This is a genomic window from Collinsella sp. AM12-1 (assembly GCF_003472325.1).
Classification (GTDB): domain Bacteria; phylum Actinomycetota; class Coriobacteriia; order Coriobacteriales; family Coriobacteriaceae; genus Collinsella.
Window position 1 is genome coordinate 55,689 of the sequence record NZ_QRLS01000006.1, and the last position, 20,759, is coordinate 76,447.

Below are 20,759 nucleotides of genomic sequence, written 5' to 3' on the forward strand. Positions count from 1 at the left end.
ATGCTGTGGGGGAAAGCATATGGGTCTTGAAGGAATCAAGCTGATTGCATGCGATTTGGACGGCACGTTGCTGCATCCGGGGGAGCGCGAGCCGCGTTCCGAGGCCTTTGAGCTCATCGATGAGCTGCATCGTCGCGGTATCGTGTTTATGCCGGCGAGCGGCCGTCAATATGCGAGCTTGCGCTATCTGTTTGCCCCGGTGGCCGATGAGCTCGCCTATGTATGCGAAAACGGAGCTCTGGTGATGAGCGAGGGACGTGCCGTTGTCAAGCGTTCCATGGAGCGTAGCCTTGCTATGGATATCGCGAATGCCGTGATTGCGTATCCCCATGCCGACGTGACCCTTTCGTGTGAGGGGCACCTCTACACCATGAGCGGCAACGATGCGTTCGTCGATCATTTGCGCTATGAGGTCCACTGCGATGTGGCGGTGGTCGACCGTCCCGAGGACATCGAAGAGGACGTCATTAAGATTGCCTTCCAGACGCCCGAGGTGAATCAGCCGGCGGCGCTGGAGTATTTTGAGTGCCACTTTAGCGATCGAGTCGATGTCATGACATCGGGAACCGAATGGACGGACTTTATCGGCTTTGATTCGGGTAAGGGTTCCGCGCTTGCCGATTACGGTCGTGCCCTGGGTATTTCGCCCGATGAGATGATGGCGTTTGGCGATAACGAGAACGACCGCGACATGCTCAACGTAGTGGGCCATCCTTATCTAATGGAGAGCTGCAATCCCTCTATGCGTGGCATCAACGACCGCGTCTGCTATGTGTACACGGTCGAAGAAGAACTGCGTCGCCTGCTTGCCGAGTAGGCATGTCTCAAACATCTACCGGCAGTCGGGGCAGAGACCCTCGAAGATGGTGTAGTGCGACGTGACGTGCCAGCCGATTTGCTCGGATGCCTTGGCGTCGAGCTGGGCATCGAAGGGGAGTGGTACGTCGATGACGCGGCTGCACGAGGTGCAGATGATATGCGCATGCGGCTCGATCGTGCGATCGAAGCGGCTGCCGCCCGGCGTCTTGATGGAGAGAATCTCGCCGGCGTCGGCCAAGAGATTGAGGTTGCGGTAGACCGTGCCGCGGCTGATTTTGTCATCCTGCGCGCGCACGACGTTGTAGATTTCGTCGGCGGTGGGATGGTTATAGCTTTGGCGCACGGCGTCAAGAACCAGCTTTCGCTGCCTGGTATTCCTTCTTTGCACCGCCATGCGCCTCGCCTCTTTTCTATCAACGGTCGTAGGTAAATGATACCGTATTTAGCACACAATACTAATAACGAGGCGTGAAACCGTCTTCATTGGCAAGTGGGGCTCGGGCCTGGGCGTCTACGAGGCGAAAACGCGTTCCCATGCGCTCGTAGGAGGCATGAAGCGCCTCGAGATGAGATAGGATATTTGCCGGAGCTCCCTGTATCTCCATCTCGACTGAGCCGTCTTCCATATTACGCACCCAGCCGGTGAGCGCGCGTGCCTGCGCGAGGTTGGTGTTGGTAAAGCGAAAGCCAACGCCCTGGACTTGCCCCGCCCAGCGCAGGAAATAGCGCAGGGGAGTGTCTTGAGTGGCCTCGTCGCTTGCGAGCACAGTAAGCCTGCGGCGCAGCTCGAGCTCGACGTTTGATGGTTTTTGAGGCTCTCGACTGCCGCCGGTGACGCTGGAGAAGAACGTATCGAAGAGGCCCATAGCTATGCCTGCTTGCCTGCGTCGGCCGGGAAGGTTATGCCGGCCTGCTGGCGCACGGCATCCATGATGCGCAGTGAGACGAGTGTGACATCGCGGTAGTGGCCAAGCTCGTGGCGTCCCGCCGGGGTCTCCCAAATCTCTTCCTTAACGTTATCGATGCCGCCGATGGCGGTGATAAAGTCTGTGAGTTCGTATTCCATAGTGTTGCTCGATTTGGGCAGGTCGAGCACGCGGCCGTTGTCTCCCTGTTCGCGCGGTGCCTCGGTCGCCGAGCCGCGTACGACGTCGCCGCGATAGTCGATGCGGACGTTGCGGGGCGTGGACAGATGGTCGATCTGGATAGTGCCACGCTCGCCTTCGATCTGCGAGGGCAGCAGGTCATTCGTAATTTTGGAGTGCGCGAGCTCGACGGAGATACGCCCTCCGCCATAGCTGGCGAGAATGGAGCCGCAACCGTCGATGGGGCCATGGGTGAGCTCTTGCGTTGAGGGGTCGAGCAGCGTGGCCATGCTGGTGAGACCGGAGGGCATGCCGAAGATCTCGACCATGGGCTCGACGGTGTAGACGCCAATGTCCATGAGGGAACCCGATGCCATATTGCAGTCGAAGATATTGGTGGCGCGTCCCGCGAGAATCTCGTTGTAGCGCGAGGAATATTTGCCAAAGCGCAATGAGGCGCGGCGGATGGGGGCGATCTCGCCCAGGGCGTCCTCGATGGCGTGGAAAGCGGGGTCGTGGAGGGGACGCATGGCCTCGAGGGCCACGACACCTGCTACCTCGGCAGCGCGGAAGACTTCCAGCGCCTGCGCTTCGGTGGCGCAGAAGGGCTTCTCGACGATGACATGCTTGCCACCGGCGATGCAGGCAAGGGCCTGCTCGTAGTGGAGCGCATTGGGGCTGCCGATGTAGACGGCGTCGACGTCGTCGGCGGACGCAAGCTCGTCAAGTGCGGTGAAGTTACGCTCGCCGCCGTGTTCGGCGGTAAAGGCGGCGCCGCGCTCGGCATCGCGCGAGAGCGTGCCCACAAACGCGGCTTGGTCGTTGGCGTTGACGACCTGGATAAAGTCGTCGGTAATCATGGATGTGCCGATGGTCGCTATACGCAGCATGTATCCCCCTCGTGCCGTTCGGTTTACAGGATGAGTGTAGCGCGAGGGGGCAGGAAATAGCGTGCGAAAACGCCGTTACAGGTCGCTCTCGTTAAAGCCGGTATCGATATCGAGGTTGCTGTCGTCGGCCGCCGTGGTGGCGAGCTCATCGCAGCGTTCGTTGAGCTCGTGGCCGGCGTGACCCTTAACCCAGATGAACTCAACCTTGTGCTTGCTTTTGGCGGTGAGTAGGCGCTCCCACAGGTCGCGGTTCTTGACGGGCTGCTTGTTGGCGGTTTTCCATCCGCGCTTTTTCCAGCCGTCGATCCAGTGCTTGTTAAAGGCGTTGACGACGTACTGCGAATCGGAATGGACCTCGACCTCGCAGGGGCGGTTAAGTGCCTCGAGCGCCACGATGACCGCCATGAGCTCCATGCGGTTGTTGGTGGTCTTGGCGTAGCCGCGCGAAAGCTCGGAGGTGAAGGTCTTGCCGGCGGGGTTGGTGTATTTGAGCACGGCGCCGTAGCCGCCGCGTCCCGGATTTGATCGGGCCGAGCCGTCGGTATAGATGATGACCTTCACGGGCTTCCTTTCGTTGGGTACGTTTCGTGTGAGTGACCATTGTAGCGCCATGCCCGCCGGGGGCTAGCAATCTACGATTTCTACCCCGTCTTCCGACAGTTAGTTGGCATGGATGATGCGGTTGAGCTCGTCGAGGTATTGCTGCAAGAGGGGAGAGGGCTTGCGCTCGTCGTGCATGATATAGCCTACGTGCATCGTTGGGGCGTCTGCTAACGGGATCGATGCCATACCCCATTGCATTTCATTGGAGAGGACACCGGTCGACAGGGTGTAGCCGTTCGACGTGATAAGTAAGTTAGTAAGTGTTCCGCGGTCCGAGATTCGTATGTTGCGGTCGCAAGGGATATAGCTAAAAGGTTCCTCGGCGTAATAGAAGGAGTTTGAGGTTCCCTGCTCAAAGCTGTAGCGCGTATATGGTGTGAGGTCGGCAAGGGACAGCTGCGGGCGGCGGGCAAGCGGGTGGCGCTCGCTAACGAAGACGTGGACCGTCGCGTCGAATAGGGGATGGAAGCTTGCGCGGGCGTCGGCGAAGGCCTTCTGCAGAACGCGGGCGTTAAAGTCATCCAGATACAGAATGCCGATATCACTGCGAAATGCGCGGACGTCATCGATGATCTGCGATGTGGTGGTCTCGCGCATGATGAACTCGAACTTGTCGCCCCGGCAGCGCTCGACGACGTTGGCGAAGGCCTCGACCGAAAAGGCGTAATGCTGGGCCGAGATGGCAAGGCGCGCCTGGGGCGTGCCGCCGTCCTCGTAGCGGGCCTCGAGCATATCGGCCTGCTCTACGACTTGACGCGCATAGCCCAAAAGCTCGGTGCCGTCGTTGGTGAGCGTGACGCCGCGGCTGGAGCGCGTAAAGATCTCCAGGTGGAGCTCCTGTTCCAGGCTTTTGACGGCGTTTGAGATGTTGGACTGAGCGGTATAGAGGCGCTGAGCTGCGGCGTTAATTGAGCCGGACTCTGCCACGGCAATCAGAAAACGAAGCTGCTGAAGGGTCATCGACGCCATCCTTTCGATTGCTATCTATAAAACCGATAACAGGTTAGCGCTTTTAAGTGATTGACCGAGGGAAACAATGCTCGTACTATTCAAAACACACAAAGGCGGTAGGTAATTAAGCCAACCACGGAACCGGGATGCGAAAGGAGGCCCGCATATGAATTGCTTACCAAGACGAATGCCGGGCTCCTGTTTGCGCCCGTCGGCGTGATCAGGAGACAGCGACTTACTTCTCTCTAATTTATTAACTTTTGTTCGATCAAGGAGATCATCATGAGCCAGTTCATCAACAACCCCGAGCACACCTTTGGTTTCGATACCCTGCAGCTTCACGTTGGCCAGGAGAGCGCCGATCCCGCATCCGACTCCCGCGCCGTGCCTATCTACCAGACCACGAGCTATGTGTTCCGCAACTCCCAGCACGCCGCCGACCGCTTTGGTCTTGCCGATGCTGGTAACATCTACGGCCGTCTGACCAACTCCACCCAGGGCGTCTTCGAGGACCGTATCGCCGCACTCGAGGGTGGCGTGGCGGGTCTTGCCGTCGCCTCCGGTGCTGCTGCCATCACCTATACCCTGCAGGCTCTTGCCCAGGCCGGTGACCACGTGGTGGCTCAGAAGACCATCTACGGTGGCTCCTACAACCTGCTGGAGCATACGCTCTCCCAGTTTGGCGTCGAGACCACCTTCGTCGATGCCCACAACCTGGACGAGGTCGAGGGCGCCATCAAGGACAACACCACGGTCATCTATCTCGAGACACTCGGCAACCCCAACTCCGATATTCCCAACATCGACGCCATCTCCGAGGTCGCCAAGAAGCATGGTCTTCCGGTCGTCGTCGATAACACCTTCGGCACCCCGTATCTGTTCCGTCCGCTGGAGCACGGCGCCAACATCGTCGTCCACTCTGCAACCAAGTTTATCGGTGGTCACGGCACGTCGCTGGGCGGTGTGATCGTCGACGGCGGTAACTTCGATTGGAAGGCGAGTGGCAAGTACGCCCAGATCGCTGAGCCCAACCCCTCCTACCACGGCGTTTCGTTTGCCGAGGCTGCCGGCCCTGCCGCCTTCGCGACCTATGTCCGCGCCATTCTGCTGCGTGACGAGGGTGCCTGCATCAGCCCGTTCAACGCCTGGGTCCTGCTCCAGGGCACCGAGACTCTGTCACTGCGCGTTGACCGTCATGTCGAGAACACCAAGAAGGTCGTTGAGTTCCTGACTGGTGACAGCCACGTCGCCAAGGTAAACCACCCGAGCCTGCCTGAGCACCCCGATCACGAGCTCTATCAGAAGTACTTCCCCCGTGGCGGTGCCTCGATCTTCACCTTTGAGATTAAGGGTGGCCAGGAGGCCGCCTGGAAGTTCATCGATCAGCTGCAGGTGTTCTCGCTGCTCGCCAACGTGGCCGACGTCAAGTCGCTCGTCGTGCACCCGGCTACCACCACGCACTCCCAGCTCTCTGCCGAGGAGCTCGCCGAGCAGAACATCACGCCCTCCACGATTCGTCTTTCCATCGGTACCGAGAACGCCGAGGATATCATTTGGGATCTGAAGCAGGCCTTCGCCGCGCTGGACGAGTAAGGCGACTTGTGCAAGGACCCCTTGCGACTCGATAGGTATAACTGCATAAAATGCCTGCTCAAGGCGCCTGTGCAAGCAATGGTTGCGCAGGCGCCTTTTTTGCATAGGGAGGGCGCTATTACAGGGTTTTTGGCATGCTTTATGCATTCGAGTTGTGGAAAACTCCTGTTGAGAGGATGTGAGTTTTACGCAATTGACGTGCGCCTTTTGAGTAAAACCGCAGGTCGCGATTTGCTCGGGGTACTATGCAGCGCAATCGAATCACACGCAGCTCAAACGCAGCAAAAACGCACTACGGAGGTTTCCAGCTACATGAGGATCGATTCACGAAAACCGAAAGCCGCAGCCCTTTCCGCCGCTCTGACCGTGGCACTTTTGGCGGGCGCCGGTGCAACTGATGCCCACGCCGCAACACTGTCCGATACGGTTGGATCTACGCCGTCCGAGACGACGCTGGTACAGCCCGTTGACTATCGCGGCGATGGTTATGGTTCCATGCAGGAGTGGAACGCCTCGATGGAGGCCAAGCGCGATTCCCTGGAGATGCGCGCTCAGATCATCATGAACATGTACGATGACTATGCCACCGATGACGAGCGCGCTGTGCTGCAGGGTTGCATCGACGGTGCGGGTAGCCTGTTGACGATGGGGGAGGTCGACGCGAAGTCGACCGAGCTCGATGAGTTGCGCGCCACGCTCGAGGATGCTAAGCGCGAGGCGCTTGAGCTTGAGGCCGCCGAGGCCGAGGCCGCGGCCGCTCAGGCTTCGTATTACAACGCCGGTTACAGTTCGTCTTACGTTGCCGCTGCTTACTATGCGAACGGCTCGGGCCTGACGCGCTCCGGTGGCGTTAACAACTACAATGGCCGTCGTGAGACCTACTACAGCAGCAACGTGCTGTACCATCACCGCACGGGCGAATGGACGCAGGATTCCGAGGGCTTTTGGCGTGATTCCGACGGCTACTACGTTGTGGCTGCGGGCGATAAGGCCCAGGGCTCGACTTTTACGGGCTCTAAGGGCGAGTGCAAGGTCTACGATTCGGGCTGCGCAGCCGGAACTACCGATTACTATACCGGTTGGTAATCTTCCGGCACCGATTTGATGCGACTGACGGGCGTCTTTACCGAGCTTTCGGGCAACGTAAAGGCGCCCGTTTTATATATGCGCTTGGGTTAACAGAGCCCTTACCGTGGCACTACGTTGGGCATATGGACGCGGGGCACACTAAGTCATGAGAAGCAAGGTCTTTCCCGTGGAGGAAGTGGTCTCATGAACGCTCGAGATATCGCTATTGCCGTCGTCGCGCTTGCACTGGGTTGTCTTGGTCCTACGGCCGCGCTTGTCGCGGGTATGCAGGGCTCGTGTGGAGCTGCTCCTGTCGTTGTGGGGGCCCTGATTGCTGTCGCTGTGCTGGGAAGCGCGGGCGCGACCCTTTGTCGCGATGATGAGGATGAGGTGCGAGACTCGCAACTCTAGCAGCTGCGAAGCTGGTTTTTGCTATAGATGAAGAAGGAAACCGCCGCAAGGGGAGTGTCCCTTGCGGCGGTTTTGCTGTTGAGGCTGTTGGCTGCGGTATGTCGAGCGCTACCAGCTGGCCTCGATTTCGCGGATGCGCGAATAGAGCCATTCGTTTTGCGGCACTTGGATATCGTGCTTGGCCGCGAGGCGGCAGATGGTGCCTGCAAACTCTTCGACCTCGGTCTTGCGTCGTGTGATGCGGTCTTGAGCCATCGAGGGCATACCAGCGGGGTCGATTCCCTCGATGAGGTGCACCATTTGCGTCAGGTCTGCCTCGGTCAGCTCAACGCCCTCGGCGTTGGCGACCGCAATCGTTTCGCGCATGGCGGAAACAAAGCAGCGACGCTGCTCGGAGCCCGGCTCCGTGGCGCTTCCGTAGGTCCCGCCGTAGGCTATGCAGGTCTGGTTGATGCCGTCGTTGAGCATGAGTTTGGCCCACATGCGGTGGGCGATGTCGTCCTCGACGGTATGGGCGATGCCGCAGCGCGTATAGAGCTCGTCGATAGCGGCGACGGTCGCGGGGTCGGTGCCGGCGGCTGCACCAAAGCGGATTTCGCCCGCATTGGTAAAGGTGAGCGCGCCGTCGAGGAATACGGCGTCCATGCCCTGGCAGATACCCAGGACGGTATGCTCCCAGCCAAAGCGTTCGGCAATCTTTTGCTCGCTCGTAATGCCGTTGCACAGCGAGGCGATGAGCGTGTTGGGTCCCACGACACGTTCCATAGTCTTGAGTGCTTGGTCGAGACCGGTGGTCTTGACTGTCAGGATGACCAGATCGGCGGGCGCTGCCTCGCTGGCGCGGACGGACGTGAGATCGCAAGACTTTCCGTTGACGGTGAGCGCATCGCCCGCGTGACGCTCAAAACGGGCGTCATCCATAACGTATTCGACGGCGTCATTGCCGAGGGCCTTGGCAATCATGCTGCCGTAGAGCAGGCCGACGCCGCCCTTGCCGATAAAGGCGACCTTGTTGATCTGCATGTGAATCATCTCCCCATATAAAAGGCGCCCGCGTAAGGGGCGCCTGATGGATTGTATGCTGCCAGGGTGATTGGTGGGTGCGCGGGGGCTGTTATGAAAAAGAAACTATTGCGCTGTGCGCTTATGCCGCGGGGCAGACCGCAAAGACGCGTGCGGGATATCCAACGCCATCGCGCACCTTGGGGAAGGTGCAGAAGATGACGGCGCCCGTGGCGGGAAGCTCGTCCAGATGGTCCATGACCTCGATCTGGTAACGGTCGACCGAGAGGATGTATTGCTCGCCGGGATAGGGGTAGGCATCCTCGCGCGTGGTCACGGATGCGGGGTCGGTGTCTGCCGGTTCGTGACCGATGGCGCCGATGTTGCGCTCTTCTACAAGCCATTTGATGGCGTCGAGGTCCCAGCCGGGGTAGTGAGGCTGGCCGTCCTCGTCCTTGTTTTCGAGGTCAGCGAGCTTGGACCAGTCGGAGCGGAAGGCGACAAAGGCGTCCTCGGGAATGCGGCCGTGCTCGACCTCCCAAGCCTTGAGGTCATCGACGGTCAGGACGAAATCGGGGTTTGCGGCGCACTCCTCATGCTCGTCGATCACGCAGAGCGGATGCATAAACTCGATGGGCTCGATCTCGCCGAGGGAACGGCCGTCAACATGGAAATGCCGCGGTGCGTCGACGTGGGTGCCGTATTGCGAGGCGACCGAATACTGAAAGCAGCGCATGGGCGCGAGCATGTCCCCGGGCGTGTCGGGCAGGTAGTCGAAGAGCTTGGTGGACTCAAACGGCTTAAAGCCAAACCAGTGCGGGGTGTCGCACGAGAGCGTGTGGGTGAGGTCGACCCAGCGATAATCGGTGCTTTTGAGCTGGGATGCGAGGTTCCAAAGGTCGAGCGCGGGCATGGGCGACTCCTTTCATCGGGCTTTTTACTGATGTTAAAGCGGTGCCGTGACGGCCTGATTTCTGCTGCGTTACGATACGTTCTCAATTGCGATTCCGATGTGTTTCGATGACGTGACGGGTTTGTTTCGCCTTGTCAGGGCTTCGATGGGAGGGGAGGGGCCGTGCAATATCGCGTTGACCCCAAAAGCGGCAACCGTATCTCGGCGTTGGGGCTGGGCTGCATGAGGTTTCCCGGTGCGCCGGGACGCCCGGATGCGAAGACCGCCGACGCCATCATCTCCCGTGCGGTGGAGCAGGGGATTAACTACCTGGACACGGCCTATCTCTATCCCGGCAACGAGGCGTGCGTGGGCGCCTCGCTTGAGCGCTTGGGGCTGCGTGACCGGGTGTTGCTGGCGACTAAGTTGCCGCATGCTTCGTGCAAGTGCGCGGAGGATTTCGACCGGTTCTTCGACGAGCAACTGCGCCGCCTGCGGACCGAACATATCGACTATTACCTCATGCACAACATTACCTCGCCCGCCCAGTGGGAACGTGTGGTGGCGTTGGGCATCGAGGACTGGATCGCGCGTCAAAAGGCGGCGGGGCGCATTCGCCAGATTGGTTTTTCATACCACGGCAGCGCGGCGGACTTCCTTACGATGCTTGACGCATATGACTGGGATTTTTGCCAGATCCAGTACAACTATGCCGGCGAGCATTACCAAGCGGGAACGGCGGGACTCATGGCGGCTGCGGAGCGCGGGCTCGCGGTGTTTGTGATGGAGCCGCTGCTGGGCGGGCGTCTAGCGGGTAAACTGCCGCCGCGGGCCCGCGCCGTGCTCGATAGTGCCCGTGACCCGCATTTGCGCACTCCTGCCGCCTGGGGTCTTTCGTGGGTGTGGAATCATCCTCAGGTGACGATGCTGCTTTCGGGTATGACCGATACCGCGCAGGTGGATGAGAACGCGGTGTTGGCCGATCGGGCCCTGCCGGATTCGATGACAGCTACTCAGCTCGATGCCATCGCGCACGTGCTGACGGAGTTTGAAAAATCGAATCGCGTGCCCTGTACGGGGTGCGGCTACTGCATGCCATGTCCCAAGGGTATCAACATTCCCGGCTGCTTTGCCGCCTACAACGCGAGCTATGCGCACAGCTGGTTTACGGGTCTATCGCAGTACTTTACGGCGAGCGCGGTGCGCACAAGCGAGGCCAAGCTGGTGAGCAATTGCGTCAAGTGCGGCAAATGCGCGCGCCACTGCCCGCAGCATATCGATATCCCCGAGCGTCTCGATGACGTGCGCCGACGCTTCCAGCCGGGCCCCGTAACGGCCATGCTTAAAGTCTTCAGCAAAACTCGCTCCTCATGACCCTTTTATATCTTGTGATGGAATAGTTCCTGTTTGCGGCAGAATGGGGCGATAACAGGAACTATTTCGCCGCAACTGATGGGAGGCTATCGTGGGTGACCGAGGTTTACGTAATGATTCGCGTGAGGTTCGTTGGGGCATTTTGGGCGCTGGGCGCATTTCTCATCGATTTGCATCGTCGCTCAAGAAGGTCGACGGGGCACGGCTGGTGGCTGCGGCCGGCCGCACTCCTGCACATGTCGAGGAATTTTGCCGAGCGTTTTCGATTGATACCGCGCACAGCTATGCCACGACTGACGATAGCGGCGATGCGGCTTATGATGCGCTGATTGCCGACTCCGATGTCGACGCAATCTACTTGGCTCTTCCACATGGCATGCATGCGCATTGGGTCTGTCGGGCACTGCGCGCGGGAAAGGCCGTGCTGTGCGAAAAACCGGCCGTTTTGAGTGAGGAAGAGGCTCTATCGATTGCCTCCACCTCTCGCGAGCGCGGCGTACTGTTTATGGAGGCGATGAAGAATCGGTTTTGTCCGATGCATACTCGCGTGAAGGGTTTGCTTGCGTCGGGCGAGCTTGGCCGTATCGTCTCGATCGAAAGCGTGCAAAAACTCGATTATGGTCAGCCGCCTTCGAGTTATCTGCTCGATCCGTTGCAGGGTGGCTGTCTATATGACATGGGCTGCTACGCGGTCGGGTGGTTTGAGGATCTTCTTGCGGGTGCGTGCGATGTTTCGTCTCGTGAAGTTCGCTGGCGTGACGTATCGGGTGGCCGCGTGGATTGGGCCGATGAGATCCATATGAGTGTCGGCGGTATACCCATTCATATGGTGTGCGACGGCAAAGCAGCATGTGAAAGCCGTTTAACGATTGCCTGCGAGCGGGGCTCGTTGGAAATCGAGCGCCTCCATCGCCCCGAGCTCGCCCATGTGAAGTACTCCGACGGACGAATGCTCGAAATAAATGCCCCGTTTGAGGTCGATGATTTCTACGGCGAAATTCATCATGTGACCCAGCTCATCCGGGCGGGGAAACTCGAGAGTCCCGTCATGCCCCTTGCCGCCACACAGCGCTGTGCGCAGATCATTGATGCGATTCGCTTGACGCTCTAGGCTGCGGTGCTGGTGCTCAAGGGGGCTCGGCGGACCTTGCCCCTGATGCCCCTTTTATATCTTGCGGTGGAATACGGTCTGTTTGCGCCAAAATAAGGCACCAATAGACCGTATTTCACCGCAACTGATGAGGGGGAGTTGGAGATGCTAACGATCGGGTGTCATCTTTCGACGACGAAGGGCTATCGGGCAATGGGGGAGACGGCGCTATCCATTGGCGCCAATACCTTTGCATTCTTCACGCGCAACCCGCGTGGTGGCAAGGCAAAAGACCTTGATATGGATGACGTGGCGGCTCTGCGCGAGCTTATGGCGCAAAACGACTTCGGTCCGCTCGTGGCTCATGCCCCGTATACCTATAACCCCTGTTCGGCTAAAGAGCGGGCGCGCGAGTTTGCCTTGGAGGCAATGGCCGAGGACTTGCAGCGTCTGGAAGCGCTGCCCGGCAATTACTACAACTTCCATCCCGGTGCGCATGTGGGACAGGGGGCAGACGCCGGCATTCAGATGATTGTCGACACGCTGTGCCAGGTGATGTTTGAGGGACAGCAGACGACGGTGTTGCTCGAGACCATGGCGGGCAAGGGCACCGAGGTGGGCCGTAGCTTTGAAGAGCTGGCGTGCATTATCGAGGGCGTTGCCGCCAAGTGCCCAGAGCTGTCCGATAAGCTGGGCGTTTGTTTGGACACCTGTCATGTGAGCGATGCCGGCTACGACATCATCCATGATCTGGACGGCGTACTCGACGAGTTCGACCGCGTGGTGGGCATCGATCGCCTGCATGCCGTACACATCAACGATTCAAAGAATCCCTGTGGCGCCCATAAAGATCGTCACGAGTGCATCGGCAAGGGATACCTTGGCAGCGAGGAGTTTGGCGCCGGTATGCAGGTTATGCAGAATATTGTATCGAATAGCCGTTTGCGTGCACTGCCGTTCATTTTGGAGACACCGAACGAACTTGCAGGTTATGCAGCTGAAATCAAACTATTAAAGTCATTGCAGCAGTAATAACTGTCACAAAGTGGAATGCTTCATTCACGTTATGGATTTGTTTCAATCAGTTTTCTAATTGCAGATTCTTACAAGCGGGTGCATAATAGCCCTCAGTTTTTGCAGACCTCTGAATCACGTGGGGTCATTGGAAGGAGACTGATCATGAAGCTTAAGAAGCTTGGCGCATTTGCCGCCACGGGTGCCATGGCACTCGCTCTTGCACTGACGGGTTGCGGCTCGTCCAACGCCACCTCTGGTTCCGATGCCGGTTCCAGCAGCTCTGACGACGCGAAGGTCGAGAAGGTCGATGGCTCCAAGGAGTACGCGCTCGTCAAGGACGGTACGCTGACCGTCGGCACCTCTGCCGAGTACGCTCCGTTTGAGTACAAGGACGACAACGGCGACTACCAGGGCTTTGACCTTGAGCTCATCAAGGCTATCGGCGACAAGCTGGGCCTGGATGTCGAGTATGTCAACAATGACTTTGACACGCTGGTTCCGGGCGTCGCTTCGGGCGCCAAGTATGACGTTTCCATCGCGGCTATCACCGACACGCCCGAGCGTGAGAAGGAAGTCACTTTCTCTGATTCCTACTACATGGACGATCAGGCTATCGTGACCAAGGTCGATAACACCGACATCACGGCCGACAACTACAGCGAGAAGCTCAACAACGCCGACGCTACCATCATCGTCCAGTCTGGCTCGACCGCCGAGGCCTTTGCCCAGGAGAACTTCCCCAAGGCCAAGATTGTTCCCTACAAGGACGCCACCGAGTGCTTCAGCGCCCTGCAGTCCGATAAGGGTGACGCCGTGGTGACCAACCGCTCCGTCGCCAGCCAGCTGACCGCCGAGCAGTTCAACACCTGCCAGACCATCAAGCAGATCAGCACCGGCGAGGAGTACGCCATCGCCATCAACCAGGGCAACACTAAGCTCAAGGACGACGTCAACCAGGCCATCAAGGACCTGACCGATGACGGTACCGTTGACACCCTTATGGCTAAGTACAACATCAAGTAAAATAGCTACTTGATTGCACGCGGGCCCTTTCCGTTTTGGCGGAGAGGGCCTTTGCGTTTCTTGAATGGGCGTCATCCCGCCCCGTTATGTCGGCAACTTAAACGTTAGGAGCCACCTTGTCTCGATTGAACCAAGGAGCCATGGGCAAGAGCCATCCACTGCCCTCGATGCTCCAAAAGCTGGCCTGTGCCCTGGCTGTGGCGCTCGCCCTGGTATGCGCGGGGGCCTGCGTGCCCTCGACTGCTCAGGCACTTGAGACCACAAAGATCACCGCCCGACCCAATACCGGTTCGGGTAGCGACGTGGTCGGTGGCACCGAGACTCGTATCACCTGGGAGGTCCAGGCCGATGCCGATGAGGAGCTGAGCGGTCTTTCGCTGACGTTTGTCGATGGCACGACCTTTGGTGCGGACGACACGCGTCTGACGATGCTCTCGGGCGATGACCTTATGGACCGTACGCCCATGAAGCCCACGTGCAAGGTCGATGGTCAGACGCTCAAGATCGATTTTGGTGAGACGGTGCCCGCCGGCGGTTATTTCCGTGTCGAGGTCTACGGCGTGACCTTCCCCGTCGAGGGCGGCGACGAGGCCTTTAGCGGCACCTACACTTTGGCCGATGGTTCGACCAAGAAGATCTCCAAGATTCCGTCGGTGGAGATCAAGGGCGTGACGGCATTCGATAACTTCCTGGCCGACCTTAAGGAGCAGCCGTGGGTCGAGGCATGGAATTCCAACATGTTCCTTCGCCTGTTCCTGAACCCGGTCATTTTGGTCCAGAGCCTGCCGATCGTCTTCAAAGGCTTCCTCATGTCGCTCTCGATCGTGCTCGTGGCGTTTCCGCTGGCAATTCCCTTCGGTTTCGCCCTGTCGCTCATGCGCATCTCCAAGTCGCGCATCCTGCGTTGCCTTGCCGGTATCTATGTGAATATCATTCGCGGTACGCCGGCGTTCCTGCAGATCTACATCGCGTTCTTTGGCCTGCCGCTGGCCGGCGTCAAGGTTGACGACTATGTGCTGGGCGTCATCGTCATGGCCATGAACTCGTCCGCCTACCTGTGCGAGATCTTCCGTGCCGGTATTCAGTCGATCCCCAAGGGCCAGAACGAGGCTGCGCGCTCGCTGGGCATGAACGCCTTCCAGACACTGCTCTACGTTATGATTCCGCAGACGTTCCGCAATGTCCTGCCAACGTTGACCAGTGAGTTCATCCTGCTTTACAAGGATACGTCGCTGCTCGCGGCCGTGGGCGTGGTCGAGATCGTCATGAACGCCCGCACCATCGTGGCCACGACGGGCTCTATTACACCGTACGTGGTTGCCGCCCTGTTCTATCTGGTCATCACCCTGCCGCTCGCTCGCTTGGTGAGCGGCCTTGAGGCGAGGCTTTTGGGCACGGCCGAAACTAAGAAGAAGCGTCCCGCCAAGAGCGCCGGACAGGTCGTCGCGACGCCCGCCGATCACATCGCCGGTCTGTAAGGAGGTCCTATCATGAGCGAAACCAATAACTCGAACGAGGTCGTCGTCAGCATCAAGAACCTCCAGAAGGCCTTTGGCGATAACGTGGTCCTGCGCGATATCGATCTGGATGTGCACAAGGGCGAGGTTGTCGTAGTTCTGGGTCCCTCGGGCTCGGGTAAGTCGACGATGCTTCGCTGCATCAACCGTCTTGAGCATCCCACGAGTGGCTCGATTGTCGTTGAGGGTGTGGACGTGTGCGCCAAGGGTGTCGACCTTAACAAGGTGCGTACGCATCTGGGTATGGTGTTCCAGCAGTTCAATTTGTTCCCGCACCTCTCAGTCAAAAAGAACGTCATGCTCGCGCAGCAGAAGGTACTCAAGCGCAGCAAGGAAGAGGCCGAGAAGATTGCCGTCGAGGAGCTGACCAAGGTCGGTCTTGCCGAGCGTATCGACTTTATGCCGAGCCAGCTCTCGGGCGGCCAGCAGCAGCGCGTTGCCATCGCTCGCGCCCTGTCGATGAACCCGCACGTCATGCTCTTTGACGAGGCCACCTCGGCGCTCGACCCCGAGCTCGTGCGCGACGTCCTGGGCGTCATGCGCGACTTGGCGCGCGACGGCATGACCATGATCGTCGTGACGCACGAGATGGGCTTTGCCCGCGATGTCGCCGACCGCGTCGTCTTTATGGACGGCGGCGTCATTGTGGAAGAGGGTACGCCGAGCGAGGTCTTCGACCACCCCAAGAGCGAGCGCACCAAGGCGTTCTTGGGAAATATCTCGTAGCCGGTTGATGTAACTGCCGTTACAAAAGAGCGGGGGCTGGACTTGAATCCAGCCCCCGCTCTTTTGTAGGGATGGGGATGCGCTGTGATACAGGCTCTTTTGGAGGCCTGGTTTCGTTACGCGAGTTCGGCTCCGAGGGCCTTGCAGGCCGCCTCGCCCTCATCGTCGGGCGCATCGTAGCAGATGGTGGAGTCCACGACGTTGACGCCGGCCTCGTCGGCGTCGGCCTTCCAGTTGTCCATCCACTCGCCCTCGGCCCACGAATAGGAGCCAAAGAGGACGACCTTCTTGTCGCCGAGAATCTCCTTGACCTCGTCCCACATCGGCTGGAACTCATCGTACTCGAGTTCCTCGGAGCCCATGGCGGGGCAGCCGAAGGCGAAGGCATCATATTCGGCGGCCTTGTCAGCAGAGAAGTCGGCGCAGGGGATGACCTCAGTCTCGGCACCCGCGGACGTGGCGCCTTCGGCGACGAGGTTTGCCATGGCCTCGGTGTTGCCCGTGCCGCTCCAGTAGACGACGGCGATCTTGCTCATGTTGAGTCCTTTCAGTTGTGCGGCAGGTTGCCGCGGCTTCTATGTTCTATCGGGTTGCCTGGGCAAGTTGCGCCAAGCTGCAGCCCTGCTGATAGACAAAGGTGAGGTATTGAGTGCAAGCGCGGTAGGCGTCAAACATCGCAAGCGCTTGCTCGACATCCGTGTAGACCTTCCAAGCTCCAAAGACCTTGTAGTTCTCGCCGCGCTGGACGATAAACTCGTGCACGTCGTCGTAGGGATATCCAAGGAAGTAGCCTATTTCGTGCGGAAACTCGCAGGTGCAGTCGTTGCTGCAGCTAGCTTGCTGGGGTAGTGCGCATCGAGTCTGGCTACAAGCGCATTCCGCGACGTTATTGCTCGCGAGCGTGATGCGTGATGCCAAATGCACAAGGCATGTCGAAAGGTCTCTCGTGTCGTAGCCTTCCGAGGCGAGCGCTGTTTGGGCGCGAGGGTCTGCGAAATAGGTGGCGAGGCTTTTGGCTCGGTACACGTACACGAGTGCTCCGCAGGGCCGCCAGACCAAAACACTCAGGTGGATGCCGAGCGGGTCAAGCTCGCGATTGCACTGGGCGATAACGTCGAGCAGGCGTGCTCGGCGTTCTGCGATGGTTTCGGTTGTGGTCGAGCCGTTCCCGTGGGCGTAGGTGCCTGGATAGGTAAAGAGCGATGCCGGCTTGATGCCCGCGAGCGTGGGAGAGCAGTTGCGCACGACCGCTGCCTGAAACGTTGGGATGTCTATGGTTCGAGTCACGGCGCTCCTTACGGATCTAAACTGTTAGCCTAGGAAAACTTATACACGAAAGTAAGCCATGGTCAACAAAAAAGTTTGAAGAGGGAAACTAATTGACCGAACAGACATGATTTTGGGTTAAGATGGGGACACCCCATGGGGGTATCTAGATAGTGCTACTTGAAAGGGGAGCGCATGAGTGACTTGCTCAACCCTGCGAATCTCATCGTGCTGGCCGTCATTGCCGTCGGCATGTTTTTTGGACTGCGTCGCATTGCCGCTTCGACACACGGGAAGAGTTGCTGCAGCGATGGTACGAGCGGCAAGAAGGCCAAAAAGGTTGTTGTGGTGGATACCGATGCGTCACACTATCCCTATAGCGATGAGCTGCTCATCGGCGGCATGAGCTGTGACGGCTGCGCTCAGAACGTAGCCAATGCCCTCAATGCGCTGGATGGCGTGTGGGCAACGGTGACGTATGCGGACCACACGGCACGCGTGCGCTCTAAGCAGCCGGTTGATCGTGGTGTCCTCGAGACGGCCGTGAAAGACGCGGGCTACTACGTCATGACGCTGTAAGCGCCGCCCTGGATGCGCTTCCTTGGCTAGGCTCGTCCGCGCAGTTCGATGTCTTGGATGTCGTCGAAGTCGATGGCGATGTCTCGGAGCTTGAGGAGCTTGAAGGCGGGGAGCGCCTCGTCGAGGATGCCGGTGCGGCTGCGATAGCCGTATGTATCGTAATAGGTGACACGAACCAAGTCGCCACGTTTGAGACCCTCGAGCTTTTTAGAAAGTACGAGGGCTTTTTCTTCCGTGAGCTCACGTTTTGACTCGACGGTGATTTCCTGCTTGCGCACGAGTTCGTAGTATCCCGTGAGGGCGGCAAAGGGCATAAACTGTGCAGCGCGGTTGGCGCGCACGGCACCGTTGGCAGTGAGCTTGGGGTCGGCGGCGCGGCGTCTGCCCTCGGGGTCCGCCAGGCGCTCGAAGGCGGTCGGCGGGCGCACGGGCTGCTGCTTGGGTTTAGGCACGATGTCCTCCAACTTGGCCGTTGCGTTCGCGCGCGGTGGCGCCGGCGGTAAAGCTTAATCCCTTGACGAGCGCGTTCTTGCCGTACTTGCCTTTCACGGCCAGGACGGCGCGCGCCAGGTCGCGCTCGCGCTCATCGGCCTCGATATCGCTGAACAGATCGATGGTGGTAAATTCCTCGGGCATGAGGTTGCCAAATCCAAGGTTGATGCGCTTGACCGGTCGTTTGGGATCGACAGTCTGCGCCCAGAGCTCATCAAAATAGCCCATGATCCTCTTAAACGAGTTAGTGCGCTCGGGCAGCTTGCGCGAGGCGTTGGAGTGCGCAAAGAGTGCGGCATAGCCACCACGCGGTTTGCCGCCATGCTCTCCCACAAAGATGCCATCGATTGCCTGCGCTTCGCGCACCAGGCGACGCCGTTCGTCATCGCGCTGGACGGGCTTGGGAGCACGGGGCGCGAGCTCGGGGCCATCGGTCGCTGCGGGCTCGATGCCCGAGGTGCTCGAGCGCAGGTGTCCGCAGCCGTCTATATACTGCGCCGTGCCGCTGGCGTTGAGCCGGCGTATGTCGGCGCGCTCGCTCGCGTAGCCCACAAAGAGCGAGATGCTGTCGCAGACCACGTGCTTATCGACTAGATCCAACACGGCGTTGTCGACCATCTCGCGCAAGACGGTGTAGGCCTGCTCGTAGGCATAGCCCTTCGAGAGCACCTGTCCTGTGGTGGTCGAGGTCGCTTGCGGGCGATAGGCTTGGATATCGGCGATGGTTGTCGGCTCGCGCCCGAAGGCGTGGTCGATGAGATATTCGGCATTGACGCCGAGCTCATCGTAAAGCAGGTTTTCGTCGAGCGCGGCGACGCCCATCAGATCGTAGACGCCGTACTTTTCGAGACGGGCCGCCACGCCGGGGCCGATGCCCCAGATGTCGGTGATGGGGCGATGGGGCCAGATCTCCTTGCGAAAGGTCTCGTCGTCGAGTATGGCGATGCGGCTGGGTACGTGCTTGGCGGTAATGTCGAGCGCTACCTTGGCCTGGAATAGGTTGGGGCCGATGCCGACCGTCGCCGTGATGCCGGTGCGCGCGAGGACCTCGTCGCGCAGCGTGCAGGCGAACCCTTCCGCATCTGTGTGATAGAGGTCCAGATAGGGCGTCACGTCGATAAAGCATTCATCGATTGAATAGACGTGAATGTCTTGCGGACTTACGTATTCCAGATAGATGCCGTAGATTTGCGCCGACACCTCCATATAGTGCTGCATGCGCGGTACGGCCGTGATGTAGTCGATGCCATCGGGAATCTCGAATAGGCGGCAGCGATTGTGAATCCCTAAGTCCTTCATGGCCTGCGTGATGGCGAGGCAGATGGTCGTGCGCCCGCGCGATTCGTCGGCAACGACCAGGTTGGTGGTGAGCGGATCGAGCCCACGGTCGACGCACTCGACGCTGGCATAAAACGTCTTGAGGTCGATGCAGATATAGGTGTGCTGCTCGTGCGCCATCCGTGTCCTTTCATCAAACACATGTTCTTATCGAATATCTGTTCGATAATACCCGCTCGTCCGGACATCGTCAAAACCTGTCAAAAAGGGACTGGTTTGTTTTGGTAGGTCATGAATCGGGTTTTAACGCAGCCCTAAAGAGCGCGAAACAGCTCGGAAAAGCTCCCTTCGTAGCATGAGCCTAACGATTGGTACCACCTACATGCACGGAAGGGTTGTGGAAACGATGGTCAACTATGGGTTTGGTATGTCGACGCGCCTTGTCGCGGACGGAGATGTGGCTCGCTGGTGTGGACGATTGGTTGCTCATTATGGTGGGACCAAGGCGTTGGTAGTGTTGGGCGGCGACAAGCATACGCGCGACGAGCTTGTCGCTTTGGCGCTCGGCTCGCTCGACCGGGCCCTGCTCGAGCGTGTGCTTTTCCGCTGCGGCTCGGTTGAGGGCGACGGGGGAGACGAGCTGATCGACGAAGCCGTGGCCCTGGCGACCGACGAAGGCGTGGACTTTGTCCTAGCGATTGGCGATGCCGATACTGCTGGCTTTGCGCGCGAACTCGCGCGTCGCATGGCGGCGCTCGATGCCGGCGAAGACGGTTTTGTCCCTTATGGATGCATTATCTCGGAGGGCAAGGTGCCTGCTGTCGTGGGCGCCGGCGAGGTTCCCGTTTTTGCCATCATCGCGCCCGAACTGCTGGAGGGCATTGGGTCTCCTCTGCGCGAGCTGCTCGGCAGCGTGTGCGCCGCGGCCTAATATTTGGCATAAAGGGATAGGTATTTTTGATTGGTAAAGCGTTTGACCTGCCAAAATAAACCTGTCCCTTTTTGGTCGGTTGCCGTTTGGGGGCCGATTGGCAACGCTCGCTGATTATAGTCTTGACCTGCGCTAGAATAGTGGCATCTGAA

The 20,759-nt window shown here is 59.1% G+C and carries 23 protein-coding genes; 12 read left to right on the forward strand and 11 right to left on the reverse strand.

Annotated elements, in window-relative coordinates:
* Positions 1 to 19 precede the first annotated feature (19 nt).
* Positions 20 to 817 (forward strand): HAD-IIB family hydrolase, encoded by a 798-nt coding sequence (locus DW136_RS04380; RefSeq protein ID WP_158571436.1) that lies wholly within the window; start codon positions 20 to 22, stop codon positions 815 to 817.
* Between the two features lie 15 nt (positions 818 to 832).
* On the opposite strand, the gene DW136_RS04385 is transcribed toward DW136_RS04380, so the two are convergent.
* The 5 genes from DW136_RS04385 to DW136_RS04405 all read right to left on the reverse strand — a co-directional run bounded on the left by DW136_RS04385 (position 833) and on the right by DW136_RS04405 (position 4,357).
* Entirely contained in the window at positions 833 to 1,213 is a 381-nt protein-coding gene (locus DW136_RS04385; RefSeq protein ID WP_172677978.1) for a Fur family transcriptional regulator, read from the reverse strand.
* A gap of 61 nt (positions 1,214 to 1,274) precedes the next feature.
* The gene (locus DW136_RS04390) at positions 1,275 to 1,685 is read right to left on the reverse strand and encodes an acylphosphatase (protein WP_117583885.1); all 411 of its coding nucleotides are present in this window, start codon (positions 1,683 to 1,685) and stop codon (positions 1,275 to 1,277) included.
* A gap of 2 nt (positions 1,686 to 1,687) precedes the next feature.
* Entirely contained in the window at positions 1,688 to 2,794 is a 1,107-nt protein-coding gene (locus DW136_RS04395) for a Gfo/Idh/MocA family protein (RefSeq protein ID WP_118289151.1), read from the reverse strand.
* A 75-nt stretch (positions 2,795 to 2,869) separates the two neighbouring features.
* Positions 2,870 to 3,406, reverse strand: coding sequence for a ribonuclease HI (gene rnhA / locus DW136_RS04400; protein WP_118289152.1), 537 nt, complete (start codon positions 3,404 to 3,406; stop codon positions 2,870 to 2,872).
* A 48-nt stretch (positions 3,407 to 3,454) separates the two neighbouring features.
* Positions 3,455 to 4,357, reverse strand: a complete 903-nt coding sequence (locus DW136_RS04405; protein WP_118289153.1) for a LysR family transcriptional regulator — start codon at positions 4,355 to 4,357, stop codon at positions 3,455 to 3,457.
* Positions 4,358 to 4,630: 273 nt separating this feature from the next.
* Between DW136_RS04405 and DW136_RS04410 the strand changes: the two genes are divergently transcribed.
* From DW136_RS04410 to DW136_RS04420, 3 genes are all read left to right on the forward strand, one after another.
* Positions 4,631 to 5,941, forward strand: a complete 1,311-nt coding sequence (locus DW136_RS04410) for an O-acetylhomoserine aminocarboxypropyltransferase/cysteine synthase family protein (RefSeq protein ID WP_118289154.1) — start codon at positions 4,631 to 4,633, stop codon at positions 5,939 to 5,941.
* A gap of 312 nt (positions 5,942 to 6,253) precedes the next feature.
* Positions 6,254 to 7,027, forward strand: a complete 774-nt coding sequence (locus DW136_RS04415; RefSeq protein ID WP_118289155.1) for a hypothetical protein — start codon at positions 6,254 to 6,256, stop codon at positions 7,025 to 7,027.
* 186 nt (positions 7,028 to 7,213) lie between these two features.
* Positions 7,214 to 7,420 (forward strand): hypothetical protein, encoded by a 207-nt coding sequence (locus tag DW136_RS04420; RefSeq protein WP_118289156.1) that lies wholly within the window; start codon positions 7,214 to 7,216, stop codon positions 7,418 to 7,420.
* A 108-nt stretch (positions 7,421 to 7,528) separates the two neighbouring features.
* On the opposite strand, the gene DW136_RS04425 is transcribed toward DW136_RS04420, so the two are convergent.
* Positions 7,529 to 8,443 carry a ketopantoate reductase family protein gene (locus DW136_RS04425; RefSeq protein WP_233546536.1) on the reverse strand — a complete coding sequence of 305 codons (915 nt, stop codon included), beginning with the start codon at positions 8,441 to 8,443 and terminating at the stop codon, positions 7,529 to 7,531.
* A gap of 121 nt (positions 8,444 to 8,564) precedes the next feature.
* Positions 8,565 to 9,335 carry a cyclase family protein gene (locus DW136_RS04430; RefSeq protein WP_118289158.1) on the reverse strand — a complete coding sequence of 257 codons (771 nt, stop codon included), beginning with the start codon at positions 9,333 to 9,335 and terminating at the stop codon, positions 8,565 to 8,567.
* 162 nt (positions 9,336 to 9,497) lie between these two features.
* Here DW136_RS04430 and DW136_RS04435 point away from each other — a divergent pair, with 162 nt between their 5' ends.
* The 6 genes from DW136_RS04435 to DW136_RS04460 all read left to right on the forward strand — a co-directional run bounded on the left by DW136_RS04435 (position 9,498) and on the right by DW136_RS04460 (position 16,061).
* Entirely contained in the window at positions 9,498 to 10,688 is a 1,191-nt protein-coding gene (locus tag DW136_RS04435) for an aldo/keto reductase (protein WP_118289159.1), read from the forward strand.
* A gap of 91 nt (positions 10,689 to 10,779) precedes the next feature.
* On the forward strand, positions 10,780 to 11,799 hold the full coding sequence (locus DW136_RS04440) for a Gfo/Idh/MocA family protein (RefSeq protein ID WP_118289160.1): 1,020 nt from the start codon (positions 10,780 to 10,782) through the stop codon (positions 11,797 to 11,799).
* 144 nt (positions 11,800 to 11,943) lie between these two features.
* The gene (locus tag DW136_RS04445; protein WP_118205958.1) at positions 11,944 to 12,810 is read left to right on the forward strand and encodes a deoxyribonuclease IV; all 867 of its coding nucleotides are present in this window, start codon (positions 11,944 to 11,946) and stop codon (positions 12,808 to 12,810) included.
* Between the two features lie 147 nt (positions 12,811 to 12,957).
* Complete coding sequence (locus DW136_RS04450) at positions 12,958 to 13,818, forward strand: ABC transporter substrate-binding protein (protein WP_117583895.1); 861 nt, start codon at positions 12,958 to 12,960, stop codon at positions 13,816 to 13,818.
* A 140-nt stretch (positions 13,819 to 13,958) separates the two neighbouring features.
* Complete coding sequence (locus tag DW136_RS04455; RefSeq protein ID WP_233502381.1) at positions 13,959 to 15,296, forward strand: ABC transporter permease subunit; 1,338 nt, start codon at positions 13,959 to 13,961, stop codon at positions 15,294 to 15,296.
* A 12-nt stretch (positions 15,297 to 15,308) separates the two neighbouring features.
* Positions 15,309 to 16,061 carry an amino acid ABC transporter ATP-binding protein gene (locus DW136_RS04460; RefSeq protein ID WP_055251428.1) on the forward strand — a complete coding sequence of 251 codons (753 nt, stop codon included), beginning with the start codon at positions 15,309 to 15,311 and terminating at the stop codon, positions 16,059 to 16,061.
* A gap of 116 nt (positions 16,062 to 16,177) precedes the next feature.
* Here DW136_RS04460 and DW136_RS04465 read toward each other — a convergent pair whose 3' ends face one another.
* Positions 16,178 to 16,597, reverse strand: a complete 420-nt coding sequence (locus DW136_RS04465; RefSeq protein ID WP_118289161.1) for a flavodoxin — start codon at positions 16,595 to 16,597, stop codon at positions 16,178 to 16,180.
* Positions 16,598 to 16,643: 46 nt separating this feature from the next.
* Entirely contained in the window at positions 16,644 to 17,348 is a 705-nt protein-coding gene (locus tag DW136_RS04470) for a DUF3793 family protein (protein WP_117735785.1), read from the reverse strand.
* A gap of 174 nt (positions 17,349 to 17,522) precedes the next feature.
* Here DW136_RS04470 and DW136_RS04475 point away from each other — a divergent pair, with 174 nt between their 5' ends.
* On the forward strand, positions 17,523 to 17,906 hold the full coding sequence (locus tag DW136_RS04475; RefSeq protein ID WP_117635436.1) for a heavy-metal-associated domain-containing protein: 384 nt from the start codon (positions 17,523 to 17,525) through the stop codon (positions 17,904 to 17,906).
* Between the two features lie 26 nt (positions 17,907 to 17,932).
* Here DW136_RS04475 and DW136_RS04480 read toward each other — a convergent pair whose 3' ends face one another.
* Both DW136_RS04480 and DW136_RS04485 read right to left on the reverse strand, forming a co-directional pair.
* Positions 17,933 to 18,358, reverse strand: a complete 426-nt coding sequence (locus DW136_RS04480) for a hypothetical protein (RefSeq protein ID WP_233502621.1) — start codon at positions 18,356 to 18,358, stop codon at positions 17,933 to 17,935.
* Positions 18,351 to 19,856: a DNA repair protein gene (locus DW136_RS04485; RefSeq protein WP_118289162.1), complete on the reverse strand. Its 1,506-nt coding sequence runs from the start codon at positions 19,854 to 19,856 to the stop codon at positions 18,351 to 18,353. The genes DW136_RS04480 and DW136_RS04485 overlap by 8 nt, the downstream gene beginning before the upstream one ends.
* A 226-nt stretch (positions 19,857 to 20,082) precedes the next feature.
* Between DW136_RS04485 and DW136_RS04490 the strand changes: the two genes are divergently transcribed.
* Complete coding sequence (locus tag DW136_RS04490; RefSeq protein WP_233546539.1) at positions 20,083 to 20,607, forward strand: iron-containing alcohol dehydrogenase; 525 nt, start codon at positions 20,083 to 20,085, stop codon at positions 20,605 to 20,607.
* Positions 20,608 to 20,759: the final 152 nt, after the last annotated feature.

Bases quoted from the DNA above. Each gene is read 5' to 3' on its own strand.
- DW136_RS04425 (WP_233546536.1), bottom strand. From the start codon at position 8,443: ATGCAGATCAACAAGGTCGCCTTTATCGGCAAGGGCGGCGTCGGCCTG.
- DW136_RS04475 (WP_117635436.1), top strand. From the start codon at position 17,523: ATGAGTGACTTGCTCAACCCTGCGAATCTCATCGTGCTGGCCGTCATT.
- DW136_RS04460 (WP_055251428.1), top strand. From the start codon at position 15,309: ATGAGCGAAACCAATAACTCGAACGAGGTCGTCGTCAGCATCAAGAAC.
- DW136_RS04420 (WP_118289156.1), top strand. From the start codon at position 7,214: ATGAACGCTCGAGATATCGCTATTGCCGTCGTCGCGCTTGCACTGGGT.
- DW136_RS04430 (WP_118289158.1), bottom strand. From the start codon at position 9,335: ATGCCCGCGCTCGACCTTTGGAACCTCGCATCCCAGCTCAAAAGCACC.
- DW136_RS04445 (WP_118205958.1), top strand. From the start codon at position 11,944: ATGCTAACGATCGGGTGTCATCTTTCGACGACGAAGGGCTATCGGGCA.
- DW136_RS04455 (WP_233502381.1), top strand. From the start codon at position 13,959: ATGGGCAAGAGCCATCCACTGCCCTCGATGCTCCAAAAGCTGGCCTGT.
- DW136_RS04385 (WP_172677978.1), bottom strand. From the start codon at position 1,213: ATGGCGGTGCAAAGAAGGAATACCAGGCAGCGAAAGCTGGTTCTTGAC.
- DW136_RS04410 (WP_118289154.1), top strand. From the start codon at position 4,631: ATGAGCCAGTTCATCAACAACCCCGAGCACACCTTTGGTTTCGATACC.
- DW136_RS04395 (WP_118289151.1), bottom strand. From the start codon at position 2,794: ATGCTGCGTATAGCGACCATCGGCACATCCATGATTACCGACGACTTT.
- DW136_RS04405 (WP_118289153.1), bottom strand. From the start codon at position 4,357: ATGACCCTTCAGCAGCTTCGTTTTCTGATTGCCGTGGCAGAGTCCGGC.
- DW136_RS04465 (WP_118289161.1), bottom strand. From the start codon at position 16,597: ATGAGCAAGATCGCCGTCGTCTACTGGAGCGGCACGGGCAACACCGAG.
- rnhA (WP_118289152.1), bottom strand. From the start codon at position 3,406: ATGGCGCTACAATGGTCACTCACACGAAACGTACCCAACGAAAGGAAG.
- DW136_RS04490 (WP_233546539.1), top strand. From the start codon at position 20,083: ATGGTCAACTATGGGTTTGGTATGTCGACGCGCCTTGTCGCGGACGGA.
- DW136_RS04390 (WP_117583885.1), bottom strand. From the start codon at position 1,685: ATGGGCCTCTTCGATACGTTCTTCTCCAGCGTCACCGGCGGCAGTCGA.
- DW136_RS04485 (WP_118289162.1), bottom strand. From the start codon at position 19,856: ATGGCGCACGAGCAGCACACCTATATCTGCATCGACCTCAAGACGTTT.
- DW136_RS04380 (WP_158571436.1), top strand. From the start codon at position 20: ATGGGTCTTGAAGGAATCAAGCTGATTGCATGCGATTTGGACGGCACG.
- DW136_RS04450 (WP_117583895.1), top strand. From the start codon at position 12,958: ATGAAGCTTAAGAAGCTTGGCGCATTTGCCGCCACGGGTGCCATGGCA.
- DW136_RS04415 (WP_118289155.1), top strand. From the start codon at position 6,254: ATGAGGATCGATTCACGAAAACCGAAAGCCGCAGCCCTTTCCGCCGCT.